Source organism: Arthrobacter sp. ISL-69 (assembly GCF_018613775.1).
Taxonomy (GTDB): Bacteria; Actinomycetota; Actinomycetes; order Actinomycetales; family Micrococcaceae; genus Arthrobacter.
In genome coordinates this window covers 1-19,708 of record NZ_JAGGPO010000040.1, presented here as the reverse complement: position 1 = coordinate 19,708, position 19,708 = coordinate 1, and the positions used below count along the sequence as shown (strand labels likewise).

Genomic DNA, 19,708 nt, shown 5'->3' with positions numbered 1-19,708 from the left:
CCGGCGCAGTTTAGACTCTAGTCCCCGCCCGGAGTCAGAATGAAGTCCCAGGGATCGCTGTTGGTGGTGCTGACGCGGATGTCCACGTCGTGGCCCTGGTCGCTGAGGACATTTCCCAGCGCGTCGGCCGCAGCGGGCAGCCACAGCCATTCGCTGGCGAAGTGCGAGACATCGATGAGGTAGGGCCGGTCGTTCACGGCGTTCTCCCGGGCCTCGGACGCCGGGTGGTGGCGAAGGTCCGCCGTCACGAAGATATCGGCGTTGCTTGCCCGGACCTCGTTAAACAGGGAGTCGCCCGCGCCGCCGCAGACGGCCACGCGCCGGACCAGCCCGTCCTTGTCCCCGGACACACGGACGCCACCGGCCACGGATGGAAGGATGCCGAAGACGCGGGCGGCGAAGTCCCCCAGCGTCATGACGTCCTCAAGGTCACCCACCCGGCCGATGCCTTCTTCGGGCAGGCCGTTCGGGGAGGGGGTAAGGGGAACCACGTCGTTGAGGCCAAGGGCGTCTGCCAGGACATCCGAGACGCCCCCGACGGCGGAGTCACCGTTGGTGTGAACGGTCAGCAGCCCGGTTCCGGATTCGATGAGGCGGTGGACCGCTTTGCCTTTTGCCGTTGTCGCCGCCACCGATGTGACTCCCTTAAGCAGCAGGGGGTGGTGCGTGATCAGCAACTCAGCTCCCCATTCGATGGCTTCCTCGATGACGTCGAGGGTGGGATCGACAGCGAACATGATCCTGCTGACCTCTGCTGACGGATGGCCGGCCACCAGGCCCACTTCGTCCCATTCCTCGGCGAGGGACTCCGGCCAGAGCTCTTCAACCGCCAACAGGATCTGGCCGAGCGTGGGCGCATCGGAGGACTCGGCTGCTTCAGTGGACTCCGCACCGGCGTGATCGGCAGTGGTAGGGGCGTCGTCTGCAACGTCGGTGTTCACAGGTTCCATACCCTCATTTTTACCCTATCCGCCGGCTTCGTCCGCACGTGTAACAGTCTCGTAAGGTGGTGGGGGAATCATCAGCGCGCTTCAACCATTGAAGAGGACATGAAAACTTTTGTGCTTGGCGGAGGCTGTTTCTGGTGCCTCGACGCCGTCTACCAAAAAACCAAAGGCGTCACGTCGGTCATTTCGGGGTACACCGGCGGCCATGACCGCCATCCGGACTATTACTCCGTCTGCTCGGGCACCACGGGCCATGCCGAAGTGGTTGCGGTGAATTTCGATGAGGACGTGATCCCCGCCGAGGTCATCCTGGACATGTTCTTCGCCCTCCACGACCCCACGACGCTCAACCGCCAGGGGTACGACGTCGGCACCCAGTACCGCTCGTCCATGTTCTACGAGACCACCGAGGAAAAGATCCTCTTCGAAGAGGCGATCGAACGGAACCAGGAATTGTGGGCACATCCAATCGTCACCGAGGTCAGCAGGCTGCCCGCGTTCCACGTGGCCGAGGATATCCACCAGGACTACTACGCCAAGCATCCGGAACAGGGCTATTGCCAGGTGATCATCAACCCAAAGCTGGCCAAGGCTCGGAAATATTACTCTGCATGGCTTAATGCTTAGCAGCGTTCCGGCTGCCCTCGTTAGGCTGACCTCAGTATTCGCTGTTCAGAGAACTCTTCAGAGATAGGCACAAATACATGGCACGGATCTACGACGACGTCACCCAGCTTGTCGGCGGCACTCCGCTGGTCAGGCTCAACCGCCTGACCGAGGGCCTGGACGCCCAGGTGGCCGTCAAGCTCGAGTTCTACAACCCGGCCAACAGCGTCAAGGACCGTATCGGCGTTGCCATTGTTGACGCCGCGGAGAAGTCCGGCGCGCTCAAGCCCGGCGGAACCATCGTCGAAGGAACGTCCGGCAACACCGGCATCGCACTGGCCATGGTAGGTGCCGCCCGCGGCTACAAGGTCATCCTGACCATGCCCGAGACCATGTCCACGGAACGCCGTGTCATGCTCCGTGCGTTCGGCGCGGAGATCGTGCTGACCCCGGGCTCCGAAGGCATGCGCGGCGCCGTGGAGAAGGCGCAGGAGATCGTGGCCAACACGGAGAACTCCATCTGGGCCCAGCAGTTCGCCAACGAAGCCAACCCCGAGATCCACCGCACCACCACGGCCGAGGAGATCTGGACCGACACCGACGGCAAGGTGGACATCTTTGTCTCCGGCATCGGTACCGGCGGAACCATCACCGGCGTCGGCCAGGTCCTGAAGGAACGCAAGCCGGATGTCCAGATTGTCGCGATCGAACCGAAGGATTCCGCAATCCTGAACGGCGGCGCTCCCGGCCCGCACAAGATCCAGGGCATCGGCGCCAACTTCATCCCTGAAATCCTGGACACGAACGTCTACGACGAAGTCCTGGACGCCACCCTGGAGGATTCAGTCCGCGTGGCCCGCGACCTCGGGGTCAAGGAAGGCATCCTGGGCGGCATTTCCTCCGGCGCAATCGTCTGGGGTGCCCTCGAACTCGCCAAGCGCCCGGAGAACGCCGGCAAGCTCATCGTCGCGGTTGTCTGCGACTTCGGCGAGCGTTACATCTCCACCGTGCTCTATGACGACATCCGAGGCTAAGTCTTAGCCCGCCATTCCCTGTTTCCTGTAGAAAGGTCTTTGTGAGCTTTTTCGCAAGACTTAAGGAAGACCTCGACGCCGCCCGGTCGCATGACCCGGCGGCTCGAGGTTCTTTTGAGAACTTTTTTGCCTACTCCGGCCTGCATGCCATCTGGGCGCACCGCCTGACGCATAAGCTCTGGCAGAATCCCTCGCTACGCTTTCCGGCGCGCCTGATTTCGCAGTTGGCTCGGTTCCTGACCGGGATCGAGATCCATCCGGGCGCCACCATCGGCAAGCGGTTCTTCATCGATCACGGCATGGGTGTGGTTATCGGTGAGACGGCGGAAATCGGCGAGGACGTCATGATCTACCACGGCGTCACGCTCGGTGGACGGTCCCTTGCCAAGGTCAAGCGGCACCCCACCATCGGGGACCGGGTGACCATCGGTGCCGGCGCCAAGATCCTGGGCCCCATCACCATCGGGCGCGACAGTGCCGTCGGGGCCAATGCTGTGGTGGTCAAGGACGCCCCGCCGGAGTCCATCATCACCGGTGTCCCGGCAACGTGGCGCCACCGTGACGCCCAGCGCGAAACCAAGCCTGCCGTGGACCCGGCCGAGTACTACATCGAGTACCGGATCTAGCGGCGTACCGGATCTAGCGGCCGACCCGCTGGTAGACGGCCCAGAAAACCGCGTCGAACGCACGGTCCGGCAGGAGCCGACGCAGTGTCACGATGGCCCGGGCACCTTTGCCTACCGGATAACGTGTCTTTGGCCGGGCGGCCGTGGCGGCGTGGGCGATTGCGTCGGCGATGACTTCCGGGTGCGTTGACATGCCCGCGCCCGCGGTGGAGGCCAACGCGGCCGCGACGATTTTTGCCTGGTCCCCGTAAGGACCGTGCCCGGAGGTTGCCAGCAGGCTCTCGCCGGAGATGCCGCCCCATTCCGTCTGGGTGCCTGCCGGTTCGATAATGGACACCTTGATGCCGTGGGGCTTGAGTTCCAGGCGCAGGGAGTCGCTGAGCCCTTCGACGGCGAACTTCGTGGCGTGGTACCAGGCGCCCAGGGGCTCGTACATCTTGCCGCCGATGGAGGACACGTTAATGATCCTCCCCTGCGCCGCGGCCCGCATGGCGGGCAGCACCAGCTGGGTCATGCGGGCCAGGCCGAAGACGTTGACGTCGAACTGCCGCCGGCCTTCCGCCGGCTCCACCTCTTCCAGGGATCCGTACGACCCATAGCCGGCGTTGTTGACGAGGACATCGATCCTGCCGTGCGCTTCGAGGATCGTGCCCACGGCTGCTGCCATCGATGCATCATCCGTGACATCCAGGTCCAGCACCTTCACGCCGAAAGCTTTCAGCGGTTCCATTTTCCCGACCCGCCGCGCCCCCGCGTACACCGTGAAGCCGTGTTCGCTGAGCTTTTTGGCGGCCTCGAACCCAATGCCGGTGGACGCACCGGTGACAAGCGCGACTGGTTGGGACATGTGCTGCACTCCTTGGTATCGGCAGGCATTGGCAACGCGGGCCTGTTAACGACAACGGCCGGCGCCTCCCAGAGTATCCGGGAAGCGCCGGCGCTCAATGTCACCGGTGGTGTGTGCCGGTGTGGCGTCGAGGCTAGTGGGTGTCCACTGCCTCGATTTCGGACTTGTCCTCGCCCCAGAGGGTGTGGAACGTGCCCTCGGCGTCAACACGGCCGTAGGTGTGCGCACCGAAGAGGTCGCGCTGTCCCTGGATCACGGCGGCCGGGAGGCGCTTGCGGCGCAGGCCGTCGTAGTAGGCCAGCGAGGAGGAGAAGACCGGGACGGGGATACCGAGCTGCACAGCCGTTGCAACAACGCGGCGCCAGGCCGGCAGGACCTCGGCGATGGCTTTGGTGAACGCCGGAGCGAACAGCAGGTTCGCCGGCTTTTCCTCCGCGGCGTAGGCCTTGGTGATTTCCTTCAGCAGTTCCGCACGGATGATGCAGCCGCCGCGCCACAGCGAGGCGATCTCATCCAGCTTCAGGTCCCAGCCGTATTCCTTGGCGGCCGAGGTCAGCATGTCCAGGCCCTGGGCGTAGGAGACCAGCTTGGAGGCGTACAGCGCCTGGCGGACGTCCTCGACGAACGTCTCCGGGACCTCGACGGCGATTTCCTCGCCGGCGAGCAGTTCCTGGGCCAGCTTGCGCTGTTCGGCCTGCGACGAAAGTGCACGTGCGAACACGGATTCGGCGATGCCCGACGTCGGGGATCCCAGCTCGAGTGCGGAGATGACCGTCCAGCGTCCGGTGCCCTTCTGGCCTGCTGCGTCTACAACGACGTCGACGAACGGCTTGCCCGTGCGGGTGTCGACGTGGCCGAGGACCTCGGCGGAGATTTCGATCAGGAAGGAGGCGAGCTCGCCCTTGTTCCACTCGGCGAAGATCTTGGACTGCTCTGCCGGTTCGATGCCGGCACCGGAGCGCAGCAGGTCGAAGGCTTCGCCGATGACCTGCATGTCGGCGTATTCGATGCCGTTGTGGACCATCTTGACGAAGTGGCCGGCGCCGTCGGTGCCGATCCAGGCGCAGCAGGGCTGGCCGTCGACGTTAGCGGCGATCTTTTCCAGCAGCGGCCCGAGGGCGTCGTAGGACTCCTTGGATCCGCCAGGCATGATGGACGGGCCGTTCAGGGCGCCTTCCTCACCGCCGGACACGCCGATGCCCACGAAGTGCAGGTCCTTCTTGGCGAGGGCGGCTTCGCGGCGGCGGGTGTCCTCGTAGTGCGAGTTGCCAGCGTCGATGATGATGTCCCCAGCCTCCAGCAGGGGCTCAAGCTGCTCGATCACGGAGTCGACCGGCTTGCCGGCCTTGACCATGATGAGCACGCGGCGGGGCTTTTCCAGGGAATCCACAAGCTCCTGGAGGGTTTCGGTACGCACGAAGTCGCCGTCGTGTCCGTGCTTTTCCAGCAGCGCGTCAGTCTTCTCAACAGACCTGTTGTGCAGGGCCACGGTGAAGCCGTTACGGGCCAGGTTGCGGGCGAGGTTGGCCCCCATCACCGCGAGGCCGGTGACACCGATGTGTGCTGACATCAAAACTCCAATTCATTTCTGTGCAACGTGTGCATTCTGTTCCGCACTTCCTGCGGAACACGCTTTAAGAACCAGTGGCTGTCAATAAACCATATGTATTTCCGCGGACAACGGGAAAGTTGCGCCCACGTTTTGGAAGGCGGCGCGTCATAAAACAGTCTAAGATGCCGCCAGCGTGAGGCCCGGGCGGCGGCCGCCCCGGGCCCCGTCATGGGTTGGGCCCGCGCCGGACGGCGGCGCCGGCACGATTATGCTTACCACTATGTCAACCAGCCTCCATCATCGCGCCATCGAACACCTGGGAACCCGTATCGTGAGCGGCGCGCTGCCCACGGGGCATGTGATGCTGGCTGAGCAACTCGAGGATGAGCTGAAGGTTTCCCGCTCCGTGGTGCGGGAAGCCGTCCGGGTCCTGCAGTCCCTCGGCCTGGTGGAAACCATCAAGCGCGTGGGGATCCGGGTGCTTCCGGCCAGCCGCTGGAATCCGTTCGATCCCCTGGTCATCCGCTGGCGCCTGGCCGGCGAGGGCCGCGGTGCCCAGCTCAGGTCCCTTGCGGAGCTGCGCTCCGCCGTCGAACCCGTCGCCGCCGAACTGGCCGCCACCAACGCCCCGCAGGACCTCCGGAAGGAACTGCTGGACGTGTCGCTGGCCATGCGCGACGCCGGCCGGGCCGGCAACGTGGCGGAGTTCCTGCAGCTGGACATCCGCTTCCATTCCTTGCTCCTCACCGGCTCCGGTAACGAAATGTTCGCCAACCTTGTAGGCCAGGTGGCGGAAACCCTGACCGGCCGGACCATCCACGGCCTCATGCCGGACCACCCCCGCGAGGCCGCCCTGCAGTGGCATGTGGACGTGGCGGAGGCCATTGCCGCAGGGGACGCCGCCGGGGCCCGGGAGGCCTCCAGCCGGATCATGAGGGAGACGATCACCGAAATGGAGGCTGACTGGCGGGACCAGCCCAGGGTCTTCGTCCCCCTGCCGCAGGCCTGACCGCGGCCTGCCGCCCTGCTGACGGACCAGCCGCGCCGGCCGGGCGAGGCGTAGCCCCGTCCCTACTCCCCCGGCGCCAGGCTGAAGTCCAGCAGCACTTTCCCGGATTCAGCGGAGTTCCTGGCCACTTCAAAGGCCTCGAGTCCGCGGGCCAGCGGGAATTCGTGGGTGACCACGGGGTCCACGAACAGCGTGCCGTCCGCAAGCGCTGCAATGACCTCGTCGATTTCGGCGTTGAACCGGAAGGAACCCATCAGCTCCAGCTCGCGCGTGATGGCCAGGGAGATCAGCACGGGCTGCGGCCCGGAAGGCAGCAGGCCCACCATCACCACCTTGCCGCCGCGGACGGCGCCCTTGATGGCTGAGGCGAGTCCGTGGTGGCTGCCGGATGACTCGATGACCACGTCCGCCTCCACCGCGGCGATGGCCTCGGCTTCATCGCCTTTCAGGACCTCGTCGGCGCCGACGGCCCGGGCGATTTCCAGCGGCTTGGGGTGCATGTCCACGGCGACGATCCGCCGGGCACCCGCGCGTTTGAGGACGGCCACGGCCAGGGCGCCGATGGGTCCGCTGCCGATCACCAGGGCCGTCTTCCCCTTGACGTCACCGGCGCGGGCCACAGCATGCCAGGCAACAGCAGCCGGCTCGGCCAGGGCAGCTGTCCGCAGGCTGAGGCCTTCCGGCAGCGGACGGAGCATCCGGGCAGGCAGGGTGGCATACCGGCTGAAGGCGCCGTCGGTGTGCGGGAAGCGGGCGGCGCTCCCCAGATAGGTGCAGCCCGGCGACAGGTTGGGGCGGTCTTCGGGGTACCGTGCGGCACCGGGGCCCGGTGTGGCCGGGTGGACGGCGACGGCGGTCCCCGCCGCAGGTCCGGTGCCGTCTGCTGCCGCCTGCAGGACGGTGCCCACAATTTCGTGCCCCAGGACCAGGGGGGCCCGGAGGATCGATTCACCGGCGGCACCGTGCAGCCAGTAGTGGAGGTCAGAGCCGCAGATGCCGCCATAGGCTATTTCCACCACCGCTTCATCGGGACCGGGAACGGCGACAGGCACCTCCTCGATCCGGAGGTCGCCGGCTGCATGGGCCATCACCGCGGCCGTGGTGGCAGGGAGTTCGTGGATGCCGGGCATCAGACCACCACCGTCATTCCGCCGTCGATGAAGATGGTCTGTCCGTTCACGAAGTTGGAGCCGTCCGAGGCAAGCCAGACCGCCGGGCCGGCCAGGTCCTGGACCGTCCCCCAGCGGTGGGCCGGCGTGCGGCCCAGTATCCAGGAGTTGAACTGCTCGTCGTCCACGAGGTTCTGCGTCATTTCGGTGTGGATATAGCCCGGGGCGATGCCGTTGATCTGCAGCCCCGAAGCCGCCCATTCCGCGGTCATTGCCCTGGTGAGGTTGCGGAGTCCGCCCTTGGCCGCGATATAGGGGGCGATGGTGGGGCGCGCGAGGTCGGTCTGCACCGAGCAGATGTTGATGATCTTGCCGTGTCCGCGCGGGATCATGTGCCGCGCCGCTTCCCGACCCACCAGGAAGGCGCTGGTCAGGTCCGTGGAGATGACGCGTTCCCAGTCGCTGACTTCCAGGTCCAGCATGGGGACGCGGTGCTGGATGCCGGCGTTGTTCACGAGGATCTCGAGCGGCCCCACGTTTTCTTCCACCCAGGCGACGCCGCGGGCGGCCTCGGTGTCCTTGGTGACGTCGAAGGCGCAGCTGTGCACGCGCCCCGGCGGGTAGTCGGCCGCCATGGCGGCCTCGGCGGCTTTGAGCCGCTCGGGGTTGATGCCGTTGAGCACCACGGTGCCGCCGGCGTCGGCCAGGGCGCGCGCCAGGGCATTGCCGATTCCCCGGCTGGAGCCCGTGACCAGCGCGGTCCGGCCTGTCAGGTCAAAAAGTGAACTCATTGTTTCCTGTTCCTCAATTGGTCTTGACTGCATTGTTGTCGCTGAGATTCGAGATGGTCTGCCGGACGGCCGCGAGGTCGAGGTCCCCCAGCCCCTGGCGCTTCAGTTCGGCGTAAAGTTCGACGCCGGCCGTCGCCATGGGCACGGCGGCCTCCAAGGCTGCGGCGCTTTCCAGGACGAAGGACAGGTCCTTGTGCATGAATTTTGCCGGCCCGGTGGGTTCGTAGTCCTTGGCGGCAAGGCGGGGCCCGACGATGTCCAGGACCCGGCTGCCGGCCAGCCCGCCGGACAGCACCTCATACAGTGCCCCGACGTCCATGCCGGAGCGTTCGGCGAGCTCAGCGGCTTCTGCGAGCGCCGCCGTCGTGGTTCCCACGATCAGCTGGTTGCAGGCCTTGGCCAGCGAGCCCGAGCCGAGGGGCCCCAGCCGGCGGACTGTGCCGCCCATGGCGTTGAAGAGGGGTAGGAGCCGCCGGAAGTCCGTTTCCTCCGCGCCCGCCATGATGGCCAGGGTTCCGTCCCGGGCACCCTTGGTGCCGCCGCTGACCGGTGCATCAACGACGACGGCGTTTCCGCGGCTCGCGGCGGACACCCGCGCCCCGAAGTCCCGCACGGCTGCCGGGGAGACACTGCTCATGACCACAACGGCGGTACCGGGGCGGGGCGGGCTTTGGGACCAGCCGGCAAGGAGTCCGGCTGCCGCTTCCTCGATGTAGCCCAGGTCCGGGAGCATAAAAACAATGACCGGTTCGTCGCGCAGCGCGGCAACGTCGGCGGCGCGGGCGCCGCCGCGGGCCGTAAAGTCGTCCAGGGCGGCCGCTGACCTGTTCCAGCCTGTGACGTTCCAGCCTGCTTTCAGCAGGTTGGCTGCCATGTGGCCGCCCATCAGGCCCAGCCCGACGAAACCGGCCCTCTTTTCCCGCGAATTTTCAGTCAAATCGTGGTCTGTCTGCGCATCCATCGGCGGCGGTACCTCACTTCATCGTGGTTAATGGAGGGGAGTCTGTTCAATATCCTAGCCTCCATTCAGTATGATGAACACTATGACGACTCAAACCACCGTCGCAATCGCCGTCCCGCTCGAAGCTGAGCTGGTTGAGCGCATCCGCGCCGTAGATCCCGCCGTGACCGTCCTCTATGAGCCCGACCTCCTCCCGCCCGAGAGGTTCCCCGCGGACCACTCCGGCGATCCGGACTTTAAACGCACTCCGGAACAGGAGGAGCGGTACTGGGACATGCTGAACAAGGCCGACGTCCTGTACGGCTTCCCCAACGAGAATCCCGCCGGGCTTGCCCGCATTGCCGGAAGCAACCCCCGGCTCCAGTGGATCCACGCAATGGCGGCAGGTGCCGGCGGAGCGGTCAAGGCATCCGGCCTGGACCAGGAAACCCTGCAGAAGTTCAAGGTCACCACCTCCGCCGGAGTGCATGCCCTCCCGCTGGCGGAATTCGCCGCGCTGGGTATCCTCAACGGTTTCAAGCGCAGCGCCGAGCTCGCCGTGGACCAGGCCGCCAAGGTCTGGCCGGAACTGCGCACCCCGACGCGCCTGGTGAACGGCTCCACCCTCGTCGTGACGGGCCTCGGCGAGATCGGTCTGGAAACAGCCCGCATCGCCCGGGCACTCGGCATGAAGGTCAGCGGCACCAAGCGGAACGTTGAGCCGATCGAGGGCATCGACAAGGTGGCCGGCAACGACGGCCTGGCGGGGCTGCTCGCCTCGGCGGACGCCGTCGTGAACACCCTGCCCGGCACGCCGTACACGGAGAAGCTGTTCAACCGTGAGGTGTTCGCCGCCATGAAGCCGGGAACGGTGTTCGTCAACGTTGGCCGCGGCACCGTGGTGGATGAAGACGCCCTGCTGGAGGCGCTCAACAACGGCCAGGTGGGCTTCGCCTGCCTCGACGTATTCGCCGTCGAACCCCTGCCGCAGGACAGCCCGCTCTGGAACCACCCGAAGGTCATGGTGTCCCCGCACACCTCGGCGCTGAGCGCGGCGGAGAACCGGCTGATCGCAGAACGCTTCAGCAGCAACCTGCGCACGTTCCTCGACGGCGGGGAACTCCCCCACCTCGTGGACACCGTGCACTTCTACTAAGCCGCACTACAGCAGGGTCCACCGGCCCGCGCGGCACACCCGCAGGCCAGGGCGGCCCCTCCGGCAACGGAGGGGCCGCCCTTTTGTGGGTTCCGGGACTATTGCCGCCTTGCCCGCTCGACGTCGGCCGCGCTCTTAGCCTGCCCCCGGGCGGCAAGACCTGCCACCACACCGCCAATGTCGGCATCTGGCCGGTTCTGGCTGAGCTTGGCCTTGGCCTCGATCCGGGTAATAACAAGTTCCAGGCCCACGATGGCGCGCAGCTGCCCGGAAATGTAGCGCTCCGGTGCATCATCGACGCTCCACGGGTGGTCGAAGCCTGCTTCGTTGACGTCTGTCAGCCGCCTGACCTGGCCGGCGAGCCAGGCCGGATCGTCGTGGACCACCAGGTTGCCGTATACATGCGCCGTTGAGTAGTTCCAGGTGGGGACAACACGCCCGTGCTCGGCCTTCGAGGCGTACCAGGACGGCGAGATGTAGGCGTCCGCGCCCTGGAGGATGGCGAGTGCTTCTCCGGTCACCGGCTCGGACCACTGCGCGTTGTTCCGGGCAACGTGGGTGAGCAGGGCACCGCGTTCGCCGATCGAGGGGTCGTAGACGAACGGAAGCAGCGTTGCGAGCAGGCCCTGCGGTGTCATCGTGACCAGATTGGCTGCGGCGGGCCGGGTGAGGAGGTCGCTGAGGGCGTCGGATCCGGCTTCGAAGTGGGCTGGTGTGTACATGGTGCTAATCCTTTGCAGGCTGGAGGGATCTTGTGGAGTGCGGGACGGCATGCTGTGCGGGGGGCTGCCTGAGTCGGGCCCGGACGGCTGCGCCGGCGCAGAGGATGACGGCGACGCCGCCGATGATGGTGGTCCAGGTCAGGGCCTCGCCCAGCAGGAGGCCGGCCCAGCAGATGCTCAGCACTGGCTGGATGAGCTGGACCTGGCTGACCTGGGCCATGGGGCCGACCGCCAGGCCCCGGTACCAGGCAAAGAAGCCCAGGAACATACTCACCACCCCGAGGTAGGCGAACGCCGCCCACTGGACCGGAGTGGCTGACGCCGGCTGCTGGGCCAGGGAGAGCATCATGAGGAACACCATGAGCGGCGACGCCAGCACCAACGCCCACGACACGGTCTGCCAGGAACCGAGCTCGCGGGCCAGCAGGCCACCCTCCGCATAGCCGATCGCCGCTGCCACCACGGCGCCAAGGAGCAACAGGTCCGCCGAGTGCAGCTGCCCGAATCCGCCGGACTGCATGGAGGCGAAGGCGATGGCCGCCAGCGCGCCCACACCGGTGATGAGCCAGAACGCCAGGGGTGGACGCTCGCGCCCCCTCAGGACAGCCGCCGTCGCCGTCGCAGCCGGGAGCAGGGCAATGACCACCGCGCCGTGACTGGCCGGCGTGGTGGTGAGCGCGAAGGACGTAAGCAAGGGAAATCCAATCACAATGCCGGCGGCCACCACCGCGAGCCTGGCCCACTGCACGCCGCGGGGAAGCTTCTGCCGCGCCAGTGCAAGGGCGGAAGCGGCCAGGACCCCGGCCACCACCGCTCGGCCGGACCCGATGAACAGCGGCGAGAGCCCCGCGACGGCGATCTTGGTGAACGGAACCGTGAACGAGAACGCCGCTACTCCGAGGAGACCCCACCACAGTCCGGAAGGGGTACGGGAGAGTACCACTGGTCGAATTAACCTAGTAGCGCTACTATTATCTCTCATGAACAACGATAGCAGTTCCCGGATTGCGACGCGACTACGGGAATGGATCGCCAAAGCCGCCCCCGGATCAAGGCTGCCGTCCACACGGTCCCTGGTGGCTGAGTACCAGGCAAGTCCAGTGACCGTGCAGAAGGCACTGCAGTCCCTTACTGCGCAGGGCCTGATCGAGAGCCGGCCCGGCGTCGGAACATTCGTGCGGGCCGTCCGGAGTGCCCGCCCCTCGGACTATGGCTGGCAGACGGCGGCACTGCGGTCGCCGCTGGCACCGCTTCCGTCAGCCTCCACCACCATGCGCGACGTGGCAAACGACGCCATCGCGTTCCACTCCGGCTACCCGGACCGGGAACTCCTGCCCGAGCGCCTCGTCCGGGCGGCACTCACACGGGCAGCCCGGGGCGACGCAGCGTTGTCCCGGCCGCCGGCAGCGGGCCTGCCGGAACTGCAATCGTGGTTCGCGCATGAACTCGGCGCCTCGACGCCGGCCGGAACCACACCGCCGAACCCGAGCGACGTCGTCGTACTCCCGGGAAGCCAGAGCGGGCTAAGCTCCATCTTCAGCGCGCTCGCGGGCCGCGGGCAGCCGCTGCTGATGGAGTCACCAACCTACTGGGGCGCCATCCTGGCGGCGGCACAGGCAGGCGTCCGCGTTGTCCCGGTGCCCAGCGGACCGGACGGTCCGGACCCGGCGGAACTGGCCCGGGCCTTTGACGAAACCGGTGCGCGCCTGTTCTACGCCCAACCGAACTACGCGAACCCCACCGGTGCGCAGTGGGCGGCAGGGCGGGGTGAAGAGGTCCTGGACGTGGTGCGGGCGAAGGGTGCGTTCCTGGTGGAGGACGACTGGGCCCACGATTTCGGCATCACCACCAGTCCTGTGCCCGTCGCCTCCCGCGACGACTCCGGCCATGTGGTGTACCTGCGTTCCCTGACCAAAAGTGTGTCCCCGGCCATCCGCATTGCGGCCGTGATCGCGCGCGGCCCGGCACGTGAGCGCATCCTCGCGGACCGGGCAGCCGAGTCGATGTATGTCAGCGGCCTGCTCCAGGCCGCGGCGCTCGACGTCGTGACCCAGCCCGGGTGGCAGACGCACCTGCGCAGCCTCCGGCACCAGCTCCAGTCCCGCCGCGACCTCCTGGTCACCAGCATGCGCGAGTACGCCCCGCAGGCGCACATCGAGCAGGTGCCCAAGGGAGGCCTGAACCTCTGGGCGCGCCTTCCCGACGGCACAGACCTTGAACGGCTGACCCGCGACTGCGAAAGCGCCGGGGTCATCATTGCCGCCGGGCGGGAGTGGTTCCCGGCCGAACCCGCGGGCGCTTTCATCCGCCTCAACTACTCAGGGGCCAACCCGGGAGCCTTCCCGGAAGGGGCCCGGATCATCGGCCAGGCACTGGAACGCAACAACTCCTAGCAGCCGGCAGGCACGAACGGGCATTGGCGCAGCGAAGGCTGTGGCCCCCTCCTTGCGGAAGGGGCCACAGCCGTTGTGTTGGAGTGCAGTTCCGGTGCTGCGGGAGTGCTAGCTCGCGTCCTCCGTGAGGACGAGGTCACGGGCCACGGTCTCCGGAGTGAAGAACGTGGTGACGAAGGAGATGAGCGCGAGTACCAGCGAGTAGATGGCAAGCACCAGCCAGGAGTGATTCGTTGCCGCCAGCAGCGACGCGCCAACGAGGGGAACAAGACCACCGGCCATAACGGCGGAGAGTTCGCGGCTCATGGCAACACCGGTGAAACGGTACTGGGAACCGAACAGCTCCGGCAGGAGCGGGCACTGCGGACCGAGCATGGACTGGACGCCGATGGCGATACCCACCACCATGACCACCCAGACCAGGGTCACGTTGCCCAGCGTCACCAGGTAGAACGCCGGAAGCGCGATGACGGCCTGGAACAGTGCTCCGTAGCGGTATACCGGCACACGGCCAAAGCGGTCGGACAGGGCCCCAAAGGTGACCACCATAACGGCGGCGAAGCCGGCGGCAATGAGCAGGCCAACGGGTCCGATGAACTTGTCGCCCGGGAAAACCCCGTCCTTGGCTGCCAGGAAGGCGATGAGGAGTGCCGAGTAGATCGACGAGTTGCCGTTCTCACCCATGCGCAGGCCGATGCCGATCAGCACGTTCTTCTTCGAGTGCTTCCAGAGCTGGCCGATGGGGTTCTTGACCACGTTCTTGTGCTTTTCCAGCTCCTGGAAAACCGGAGTTTCCTTGAGCCGGAGCCGGATGAAGATCGCCACGGCAATCAGGAGGATGCTGGCCAGGAAAGGCACACGCCACAGCCAGCCTTCCAGGACCGCCTTGTCAGCCATGGCAATCAGGGCGAACGTGCCGGCACCGAGCAGGGTGCCCAGCTGGATGCCGACAAACGGCAGGGAAGCGAAGAATCCACGACGACGGCGCGGCGCGACTTCGGAAATCAAGGTGGTGGCGCCCGCCTGCTCAGCGCCGGCGCCGAGGCCCTGAAGGATTCGCAGCGTGACGAGGAGGACCGCGCCCAGCATTCCCGCCTGCTCGAACGTCGGCAGCAGGCCGATTGCGAAGCTTGCCGTGCCCATCAGGCCGATCGTAAGGATCAGGACCATTTTGCGTCCGAACCTGTCGCCGATGTAACCGAAGATGACTCCGCCGAAGGGGCGGGCCGCAAACCCAACGCCATAGGTGGCGAATGATGCGATCAGGGCGCCGTCTTCGCCGAGCGGCTTGAAGAAGAGCGGCCCGAAAATGAGGGCCGAAGCCAGGCCATAAATGTAGAAATCGTAGTACTCCAGAGCGGAGCCTACGGAGCTGGCAAGAGTTGCCCTCCGCAGTTGTTCCGGTTCGACGACGGCGTCGTCCACATCGGCAAGCGGTGAATTAGTACGAGTTGTCACTAGCACTCCCTTAAGAACACTCCAGACCCCCGTTGGTCTGGTGGGATAGTGACGACACCGGTGGCATCGATCACTATAGTGAACACAGTACAGCAAGCTGAACGGATAGCCAATGATGAAATCCGTTATATTTTTTCCTGAGTCAGTGTCCGCCTTTTGCGCCGCTTCAGGGGCGGTTCTAGCCCATGGGATTGCCCAGGGATCGGGCCAGTTCCTTCAGTTCTTTCACCATCATGGCGCCCTGCTCCGCGGAATAGGTGGCCTTCAGGGCAGTGACGGACAGCCCCAGGCTTGGCCCGTGGGCTCCCCTGGTCGGGACCGAGACAGCGAGGCAAACAACTCCGGTGGTGGACTCCTCGTCCTCGAAGGCATAGCCCTGTTCCCGGATGACAGGCAGTTGCTTCTTGAAGTCGGCGCCGGTCCGGAGGGATTTCGGCGTGAGCACCGGGAGTTCCGTGTCGTCAGGGAACATCTCCTCGATGTCGTGGTCGTGCAGCCGCGCGATGAGCGCCTTGCCGACAGCGCACAGCGACACCGGCATTTTGTCGCCGATATTCGAGGTGAGCCGGACCGCAGGGTGGCCCTCGTAACGGGCCAGGTAGATGACATTGGTTCCGTCCAGCATGGCGATACGGACCGTTTCACCCGACAGGGTGGGGGCCTGTTCGCAGAAGCGGTAGAACTCCTGGACCTCATCCAGCCGGCTGAGGTATGCGGCGCCAAGTTCCACGAGTTTGCGCCCGAGCGTGAAGTCCGCCCCCTGGCGGTTGATGAGGCGGGCCTCTTCGAGGGCCAGCAGGAGATTCGAGGTTGACGACTTGGGGATGCCGAGTTCCCTCGAAAGGTCACTCAGCGTGAGCCTGCCCGTCGAAGAGGCGGCAAGCGCCTCCAGCACGGCGGCGGCACGCGTCACGGCCGGCGCGGGGGACGCACTCCCCAGTCCGTCAGAGGAGGTGCGGGGAGCTCGGGAATCGGCCATGATTCTCCTTCAGGTAAAGCGCGTCCATTCAGCGCCATTCAAATCAAAGGTGTGTTCATTCAGCTGAACAGTAACCATCATAATGTGTGGAGGTGGGATCCGCTCCCAGGAACCGGGCATCGGCCTTCGGGCCCGGCGCGGGCTGGACCGCAGGCACCGAAAACCCGGCGCGCCCCCGCCCGCCTTGTTTCACATTTCGAAAAATTCACTGTATATTCATTTCAAGCCTTCCACCGCGGCATCCCCCAATAGCCGCGGTGGAAGGCTTTTCCAATTCCCCGGCAGAATCGCCGTTCCGGGAATCAGGCAGCGTCGGCCACGGCCTCCCTCAGCCGCCAGCCCCCGCCGAGTCCGTCGCGGATCAGTTCCATGGTGGTGAGGGCCGAGTTGGCGTTCCTGCCCAGCCGCGCCTGGACCTGCCAGACCTCAATGTCCACCCGGCCAAGGCCCTTCGGCATCCTCCGCTCGGCCTCCCACCAGCTGACGCGCTCAAACCAGCGGACCGGTTCTGCGCCGATGGTCCATTCCCGGCCGCCGCGAACAACGGACAGCGGCCGGCCGTCCGCTGCCATCCTCATCAAAACGTGTTCCATGCCGGCAACACTATGGACAGGGTCCGACAGTTTTTGTCCATGGCAGCAAACACAAAAAACCCCGTCATTGCTGACCTTTCGGCCGGCAATGACGGGGTTCCGTTGGTGGGTCCTACCGGGATCGAACCGATGACATCCACGGTGTAAACGTGGCGCTCTACCAGCTGAGCTAAAGACCCTAAAACCGAGATTTCCGCGCCTCAGCGCTTCAACCAACGAACAGCAACTGTACCGGATAAATCCCGCAGAACGCCAATCGGCATCCGCCTTCACACTGGAGTGAGCCCTACATCACACATCCGGCAGTTCTCTGGCCAGCCAGGTGAGCGATTCGCTGACACCGGCTTCCAGCTTGATCGTGGCCAAGTCATCGCCCCTGGTGGCTCCCCTGTTGATGATGACCACGGGCTTCTGCTGCTTGGCGGCATGCCGGACGAAACGGAGGCCGCTCATGACCGTCAGTGAGGATCCGGCAACAACCAGGGCGCCGGCATCATCGACCATGGCGTACGAGCGTTCGACCCGGTCCCTGGGAACATTCTCGCCAAAGTACACAAAGTCCGGCTTGAGGGTGCCGCCGCATGCCGGGCAGTGTGCCACGACGAAACTGCGAATGAGGGCCGAATCCTCCACTGTCGCGTCGGCGTCGGGCGCCATTTCCACAACGCCGTCTTCCAGGGCCCGTTCGAGGAATCCGGGGTTCAGTTCCTCCAGTACCCCGGCCAGCAAGGTTCTGCTGTAGCGCCGCGCGCAGGCAAGGCAGGCCACGCGGTCGAAACGGCCATGGAGGTCCACCACGTTCACGCTGCCGGCATCCTCGTGGAGCCGGTCCACATTTTGGGTGATGAGGCCGGTCAGAAGGCCACGTTGTTCGAGCCTGGCCGCTGCCACATGGCCGTCATTCGGATCGGCCCGGCGCAGGTGTGACCAGCCGATGTGATTGCGCGCCCAGTACCGTTGGCGGTTGTCCGGGTGGCCGATGAACTCCTGATAGGTCATGGGTGCCCGTGGTGCGGCACCGGGTCCCCGGTAGTCCGGGATGCCCGAGTCGGTACTGAGACCGGCTCCGGTGAGGAGTGCGAAGCGTCTTCCCGCCAAGGCGTCCCGGATGCCCCGAAGGACTCCGATGACGCCGGGTGCAGGGGTGGCGGCGCTGACCGGCGGCAGGCTGGCGAACCCAGTCATGCCAAGCCCGGGGCGCCGCTCCCTCATTCCGTCAGCTCCCGCCGAGCTCCGCAAGGGCGGCACGATATCCGGCCAGGTCACGGGCCTGGCCGCGCGGATTCACCACGACGTAGCGGACGATGCCGTCCGCATCGATGATGAACGTTCCCCGCTGCGCCATCCCGCTGTCGGGATCGAACACGCCGTACAGCGACGCAACCCCGCCGTGCGGCCAGAAGTCGGCCAGCAGATCAAATCCATAGCCTTCCTTCTCTGCGTAGGCACGCAGCGTGAACTTGCTATCCACGGAAACGGCGAGGACAGTCGCGTTAGCATCCGCAAACACCGACAGATTGTCGCGGATTTCACAGAGCTCGCCGGTACAGATCCCGGAAAAGGCGAACGGATAAAAAACGACGACGACGTTGCGCCCCCGAAGTTCCGATAGCCGGACGGGCTCGCCGTACTGATTGACAAGTTCAAAGTCAGGAGCTGTGCTGCCGATTTCCGGAAGAACGCCGACCGCCGCGGCGGTCTGTACCGGCGGTGGGGTCACTTGTTCTTCCTGGTGACCAGGCGCGTGGCGCTCCAGTCCTTGGATACACCTGGCGATGTCGTGAGGTGGAGCCCCGCCGTGGGCGCAGCTTCCTGGATCTCCGCGGGGGACACGTAACCAGGCCTCCCCGACTTTGGCGTCAGTACCCAGACCACACCGTTCTCACTCAGGGTGGTCAGTGAATCCATGAGCGTGTCCACCAGGTCCCCGTCGCCGTCGCGCCACCAGAATATGACGGCATCAACTACGTCGTGGTCGTCTTCATCAAGGAGTTCCGAGCCCGTGAGGTCTTCAATATCGTCACGCAAGTCGAAGTCGACGTCGTCGTCGTAACCGAACTCCTGAATCAGATCCCCGTTTTTGAAACCCAATTTTTCCGCCACATTTACCGAAGTGGCGGCGTCGGCCTCGCTCACGTGTTCCTCCAATGCTTAGTCATTTTCATAAATCTAGTGATTTCCATTACTACAAGCCAACACCCTTTGTGCCTGCTCTTCAAGCTGTTGCCCCCGCGATCCCACTTATTCTGCGTCACACCGGGGGCTGACGTCCGTCCGCCGAGGCGGCCTTCCGTCACACAACCAGTATGACGTCAAATGCGACGGGGTCGTCAGGCAGCGGCTACGCATCGGATAGCTCGCACAGCTAGAGTGGCTGATGACTACTATGCCGGCGGGGCGATCGCCCTGGATTTATACGGTCATAGAAGTGATAGGACCCCCTGCCCGGCGCACATGACCGGGCTGTTGTAACCGATACGTCGCACACGTCGCGTTCACGCCAGGCAGTTACCCTGCCGGACCTGAGGGCGCCGATGCATGCGCGCAAAGAGAGGTTGGACGTGGCTGCAGGAGAAGATACCTCCCATATCCTCAGCGGGTTGACTAACCAGCTGCCTGATCGTGATCCGGAAGAGACCGCCGAATGGATTGAGTCCCTGGATACGCTGATCAGGGAACAGGGCACCGAGCGTGCCCAGTACATCATGCGCAGTCTCCTGCAGCGTGCCGGCGCCCAGAGCGTCGGGGTCCCGATGGTCACCACCACGGACTATGTGAACACGATTCCCGCGGACCAGGAAGCGCCGTTCCCGGGGAACGAGGAGTACGAGCGCCGGTACCGGGCGTACATGCGCTGGAACGCCGCGGTGATGGTGCACCGGTCCCAGCGGCCGAACATCGGCGTGGGCGGGCACATCTCCACCTACGCCGGGGCCGCGACCCTGT

At 65.4% G+C, this 19,708-nt stretch carries 20 protein-coding genes, 1 tRNA gene and 1 pseudogene; 7 read left to right on the top strand and 15 right to left on the bottom strand.

Translation table 11 applies throughout. The features are described from left to right. Positions 1-17: 17 nt before the first annotated feature. Entirely contained in the window at positions 18-950 is a 933-nt protein-coding gene (locus J7I79_RS21480) for a Nif3-like dinuclear metal center hexameric protein (RefSeq protein ID WP_214956834.1), read from the bottom strand. 99 nt (positions 951-1,049) lie between these two features. Here J7I79_RS21480 and msrA point away from each other — a divergent pair, with 99 nt between their 5' ends. From msrA to epsC, 3 genes are all read left to right on the top strand, one after another. After that, positions 1,050-1,574, top strand: coding sequence for a peptide-methionine (S)-S-oxide reductase MsrA (gene msrA / locus J7I79_RS21475; RefSeq protein ID WP_214956823.1), 525 nt, complete (start codon positions 1,050-1,052; stop codon positions 1,572-1,574). A 77-nt stretch (positions 1,575-1,651) separates the two neighbouring features. Then, the gene (gene cysK, locus J7I79_RS21470) at positions 1,652-2,587 is read left to right on the top strand and encodes a cysteine synthase A (RefSeq protein ID WP_104173157.1); all 936 of its coding nucleotides are present in this window, start codon (positions 1,652-1,654) and stop codon (positions 2,585-2,587) included. 41 nt (positions 2,588-2,628) lie between these two features. Further along, positions 2,629-3,213, top strand: a complete 585-nt coding sequence (gene epsC / locus J7I79_RS21465) for a serine O-acetyltransferase EpsC (protein ID WP_011692289.1) — start codon at positions 2,629-2,631, stop codon at positions 3,211-3,213. 13 nt (positions 3,214-3,226) lie between these two features. On the opposite strand, the gene J7I79_RS21460 is transcribed toward epsC, so the two are convergent. Together J7I79_RS21460 and gndA are read right to left on the bottom strand one after the other, a co-directional pair. Then, a complete protein-coding gene (locus J7I79_RS21460; RefSeq protein ID WP_214956821.1) occupies positions 3,227-4,060 on the bottom strand; it encodes an oxidoreductase in 834 nt (277 codons plus the stop codon). A gap of 133 nt (positions 4,061-4,193) precedes the next feature. Next, positions 4,194-5,630: an NADP-dependent phosphogluconate dehydrogenase gene (gndA, locus tag J7I79_RS21455; RefSeq protein WP_028268949.1), complete on the bottom strand. Its 1,437-nt coding sequence runs from the start codon at positions 5,628-5,630 to the stop codon at positions 4,194-4,196. Between the two features lie 262 nt (positions 5,631-5,892). Between gndA and J7I79_RS21450 the strand changes: the two genes are divergently transcribed. Beyond that, positions 5,893-6,621 (top strand): FadR/GntR family transcriptional regulator, encoded by a 729-nt coding sequence (locus J7I79_RS21450; protein WP_214956819.1) that lies wholly within the window; start codon positions 5,893-5,895, stop codon positions 6,619-6,621. A gap of 62 nt (positions 6,622-6,683) precedes the next feature. Here J7I79_RS21450 and J7I79_RS21445 read toward each other — a convergent pair whose 3' ends face one another. The 3 genes from J7I79_RS21445 to J7I79_RS21435 are packed head-to-tail and all read right to left on the bottom strand — an operon-like array spanning position 6,684 to position 9,482. Next, positions 6,684-7,751: an L-idonate 5-dehydrogenase gene (locus tag J7I79_RS21445; protein ID WP_214956818.1), complete on the bottom strand. Its 1,068-nt coding sequence runs from the start codon at positions 7,749-7,751 to the stop codon at positions 6,684-6,686. Then, positions 7,751-8,521: an SDR family oxidoreductase gene (locus J7I79_RS21440; RefSeq protein ID WP_214956811.1), complete on the bottom strand. Its 771-nt coding sequence runs from the start codon at positions 8,519-8,521 to the stop codon at positions 7,751-7,753. Before J7I79_RS21440 ends, J7I79_RS21445 begins: the two co-directional genes overlap by 1 nt. Before the next feature lie 13 nt (positions 8,522-8,534). Continuing rightward, complete coding sequence (locus J7I79_RS21435) at positions 8,535-9,482, bottom strand: NAD(P)-dependent oxidoreductase (RefSeq protein ID WP_214956809.1); 948 nt, start codon at positions 9,480-9,482, stop codon at positions 8,535-8,537. A 70-nt stretch (positions 9,483-9,552) separates the two neighbouring features. On the opposite strand from J7I79_RS21435, the gene J7I79_RS21430 reads away from it, so the two are divergent. After that, positions 9,553-10,617: a D-2-hydroxyacid dehydrogenase gene (locus tag J7I79_RS21430; protein WP_214956807.1), complete on the top strand. Its 1,065-nt coding sequence runs from the start codon at positions 9,553-9,555 to the stop codon at positions 10,615-10,617. A 98-nt stretch (positions 10,618-10,715) separates the two neighbouring features. On the opposite strand, the gene J7I79_RS21425 is transcribed toward J7I79_RS21430, so the two are convergent. Both J7I79_RS21425 and J7I79_RS21420 read right to left on the bottom strand, forming a co-directional pair. After that, positions 10,716-11,339 (bottom strand): FMN-binding negative transcriptional regulator, encoded by a 624-nt coding sequence (locus tag J7I79_RS21425; protein ID WP_214956805.1) that lies wholly within the window; start codon positions 11,337-11,339, stop codon positions 10,716-10,718. A gap of 4 nt (positions 11,340-11,343) precedes the next feature. Next, positions 11,344-12,321, bottom strand: a complete 978-nt coding sequence (locus J7I79_RS21420; RefSeq protein WP_214956803.1) for a DMT family transporter — start codon at positions 12,319-12,321, stop codon at positions 11,344-11,346. Between J7I79_RS21420 and J7I79_RS21415 the strand changes: the two genes are divergently transcribed. Beyond that, on the top strand, positions 12,320-13,732 hold the full coding sequence (locus J7I79_RS21415) for a PLP-dependent aminotransferase family protein (protein ID WP_214956801.1): 1,413 nt from the start codon (positions 12,320-12,322) through the stop codon (positions 13,730-13,732). The genes J7I79_RS21420 and J7I79_RS21415 overlap by 2 nt on opposite strands. Before the next feature lie 108 nt (positions 13,733-13,840). Here the strand turns inward: J7I79_RS21415 and J7I79_RS21410 are convergent, their stop codons facing one another. From J7I79_RS21410 to J7I79_RS21380, 7 genes are all read right to left on the bottom strand, one after another. Continuing rightward, complete coding sequence (locus J7I79_RS21410; protein WP_396020233.1) at positions 13,841-15,196, bottom strand: MFS transporter; 1,356 nt, start codon at positions 15,194-15,196, stop codon at positions 13,841-13,843. A 172-nt stretch (positions 15,197-15,368) separates the two neighbouring features. Beyond that, on the bottom strand, positions 15,369-16,169 hold the full coding sequence (locus tag J7I79_RS21405) for an IclR family transcriptional regulator (protein ID WP_104173168.1): 801 nt from the start codon (positions 16,167-16,169) through the stop codon (positions 15,369-15,371). Between the two features lie 302 nt (positions 16,170-16,471). After that, entirely contained in the window at positions 16,472-16,762 is a 291-nt protein-coding gene (locus J7I79_RS21400) for a hypothetical protein (RefSeq protein ID WP_214956797.1), read from the bottom strand. A 103-nt stretch (positions 16,763-16,865) separates the two neighbouring features. Then, positions 16,866-16,941 (bottom strand) — tRNA-Val (locus tag J7I79_RS21395). 112 nt (positions 16,942-17,053) lie between these two features. After that, positions 17,054-17,974, bottom strand: a complete 921-nt coding sequence (locus J7I79_RS21390) for an NAD-dependent protein deacetylase (protein WP_214956795.1) — start codon at positions 17,972-17,974, stop codon at positions 17,054-17,056. Positions 17,975-17,978: 4 nt separating this feature from the next. Then, a complete protein-coding gene (locus J7I79_RS21385) occupies positions 17,979-18,482 on the bottom strand; it encodes a peroxiredoxin (protein WP_214956793.1) in 504 nt (167 codons plus the stop codon). Further along, positions 18,479-18,898: a DUF3052 domain-containing protein gene (locus J7I79_RS21380; protein WP_214956791.1), complete on the bottom strand. Its 420-nt coding sequence runs from the start codon at positions 18,896-18,898 to the stop codon at positions 18,479-18,481. Before J7I79_RS21380 ends, J7I79_RS21385 begins: the two co-directional genes overlap by 4 nt. A gap of 398 nt (positions 18,899-19,296) precedes the next feature. Here J7I79_RS21380 and J7I79_RS21375 point away from each other — a divergent pair. Then, a pseudogene (locus J7I79_RS21375) lies at positions 19,297-19,708 on the top strand (pyruvate dehydrogenase (acetyl-transferring), homodimeric type); the annotation flags it as partial.

Coding starts and splice junctions, on each gene's coding strand:
- J7I79_RS21480 (WP_214956834.1), bottom strand. CDS start 950: ATGGAACCTGTGAACACCGACGTTGCAGACGACGCCCCTACCACTGCC.
- msrA (WP_214956823.1), top strand. CDS start 1,050: ATGAAAACTTTTGTGCTTGGCGGAGGCTGTTTCTGGTGCCTCGACGCC.
- cysK (WP_104173157.1), top strand. CDS start 1,652: ATGGCACGGATCTACGACGACGTCACCCAGCTTGTCGGCGGCACTCCG.
- J7I79_RS21460 (WP_214956821.1), bottom strand. CDS start 4,060: ATGTCCCAACCAGTCGCGCTTGTCACCGGTGCGTCCACCGGCATTGGG.
- gndA (WP_028268949.1), bottom strand. CDS start 5,630: ATGTCAGCACACATCGGTGTCACCGGCCTCGCGGTGATGGGGGCCAAC.
- J7I79_RS21450 (WP_214956819.1), top strand. CDS start 5,893: ATGTCAACCAGCCTCCATCATCGCGCCATCGAACACCTGGGAACCCGT.
- J7I79_RS21445 (WP_214956818.1), bottom strand. CDS start 7,751: ATGCCCGGCATCCACGAACTCCCTGCCACCACGGCCGCGGTGATGGCC.
- J7I79_RS21440 (WP_214956811.1), bottom strand. CDS start 8,521: ATGAGTTCACTTTTTGACCTGACAGGCCGGACCGCGCTGGTCACGGGC.
- J7I79_RS21435 (WP_214956809.1), bottom strand. CDS start 9,482: ATGGATGCGCAGACAGACCACGATTTGACTGAAAATTCGCGGGAAAAG.
- J7I79_RS21430 (WP_214956807.1), top strand. CDS start 9,553: ATGATGAACACTATGACGACTCAAACCACCGTCGCAATCGCCGTCCCG.
- J7I79_RS21425 (WP_214956805.1), bottom strand. CDS start 11,339: ATGTACACACCAGCCCACTTCGAAGCCGGATCCGACGCCCTCAGCGAC.
- J7I79_RS21415 (WP_214956801.1), top strand. CDS start 12,320: ATGAACAACGATAGCAGTTCCCGGATTGCGACGCGACTACGGGAATGG.
- J7I79_RS21420 (WP_214956803.1), bottom strand. CDS start 12,321: ATGAGAGATAATAGTAGCGCTACTAGGTTAATTCGACCAGTGGTACTC.
- J7I79_RS21405 (WP_104173168.1), bottom strand. CDS start 16,169: ATGGCCGATTCCCGAGCTCCCCGCACCTCCTCTGACGGACTGGGGAGT.
- J7I79_RS21400 (WP_214956797.1), bottom strand. CDS start 16,762: ATGGAACACGTTTTGATGAGGATGGCAGCGGACGGCCGGCCGCTGTCC.
- J7I79_RS21390 (WP_214956795.1), bottom strand. CDS start 17,974: ATGAGGGAGCGGCGCCCCGGGCTTGGCATGACTGGGTTCGCCAGCCTG.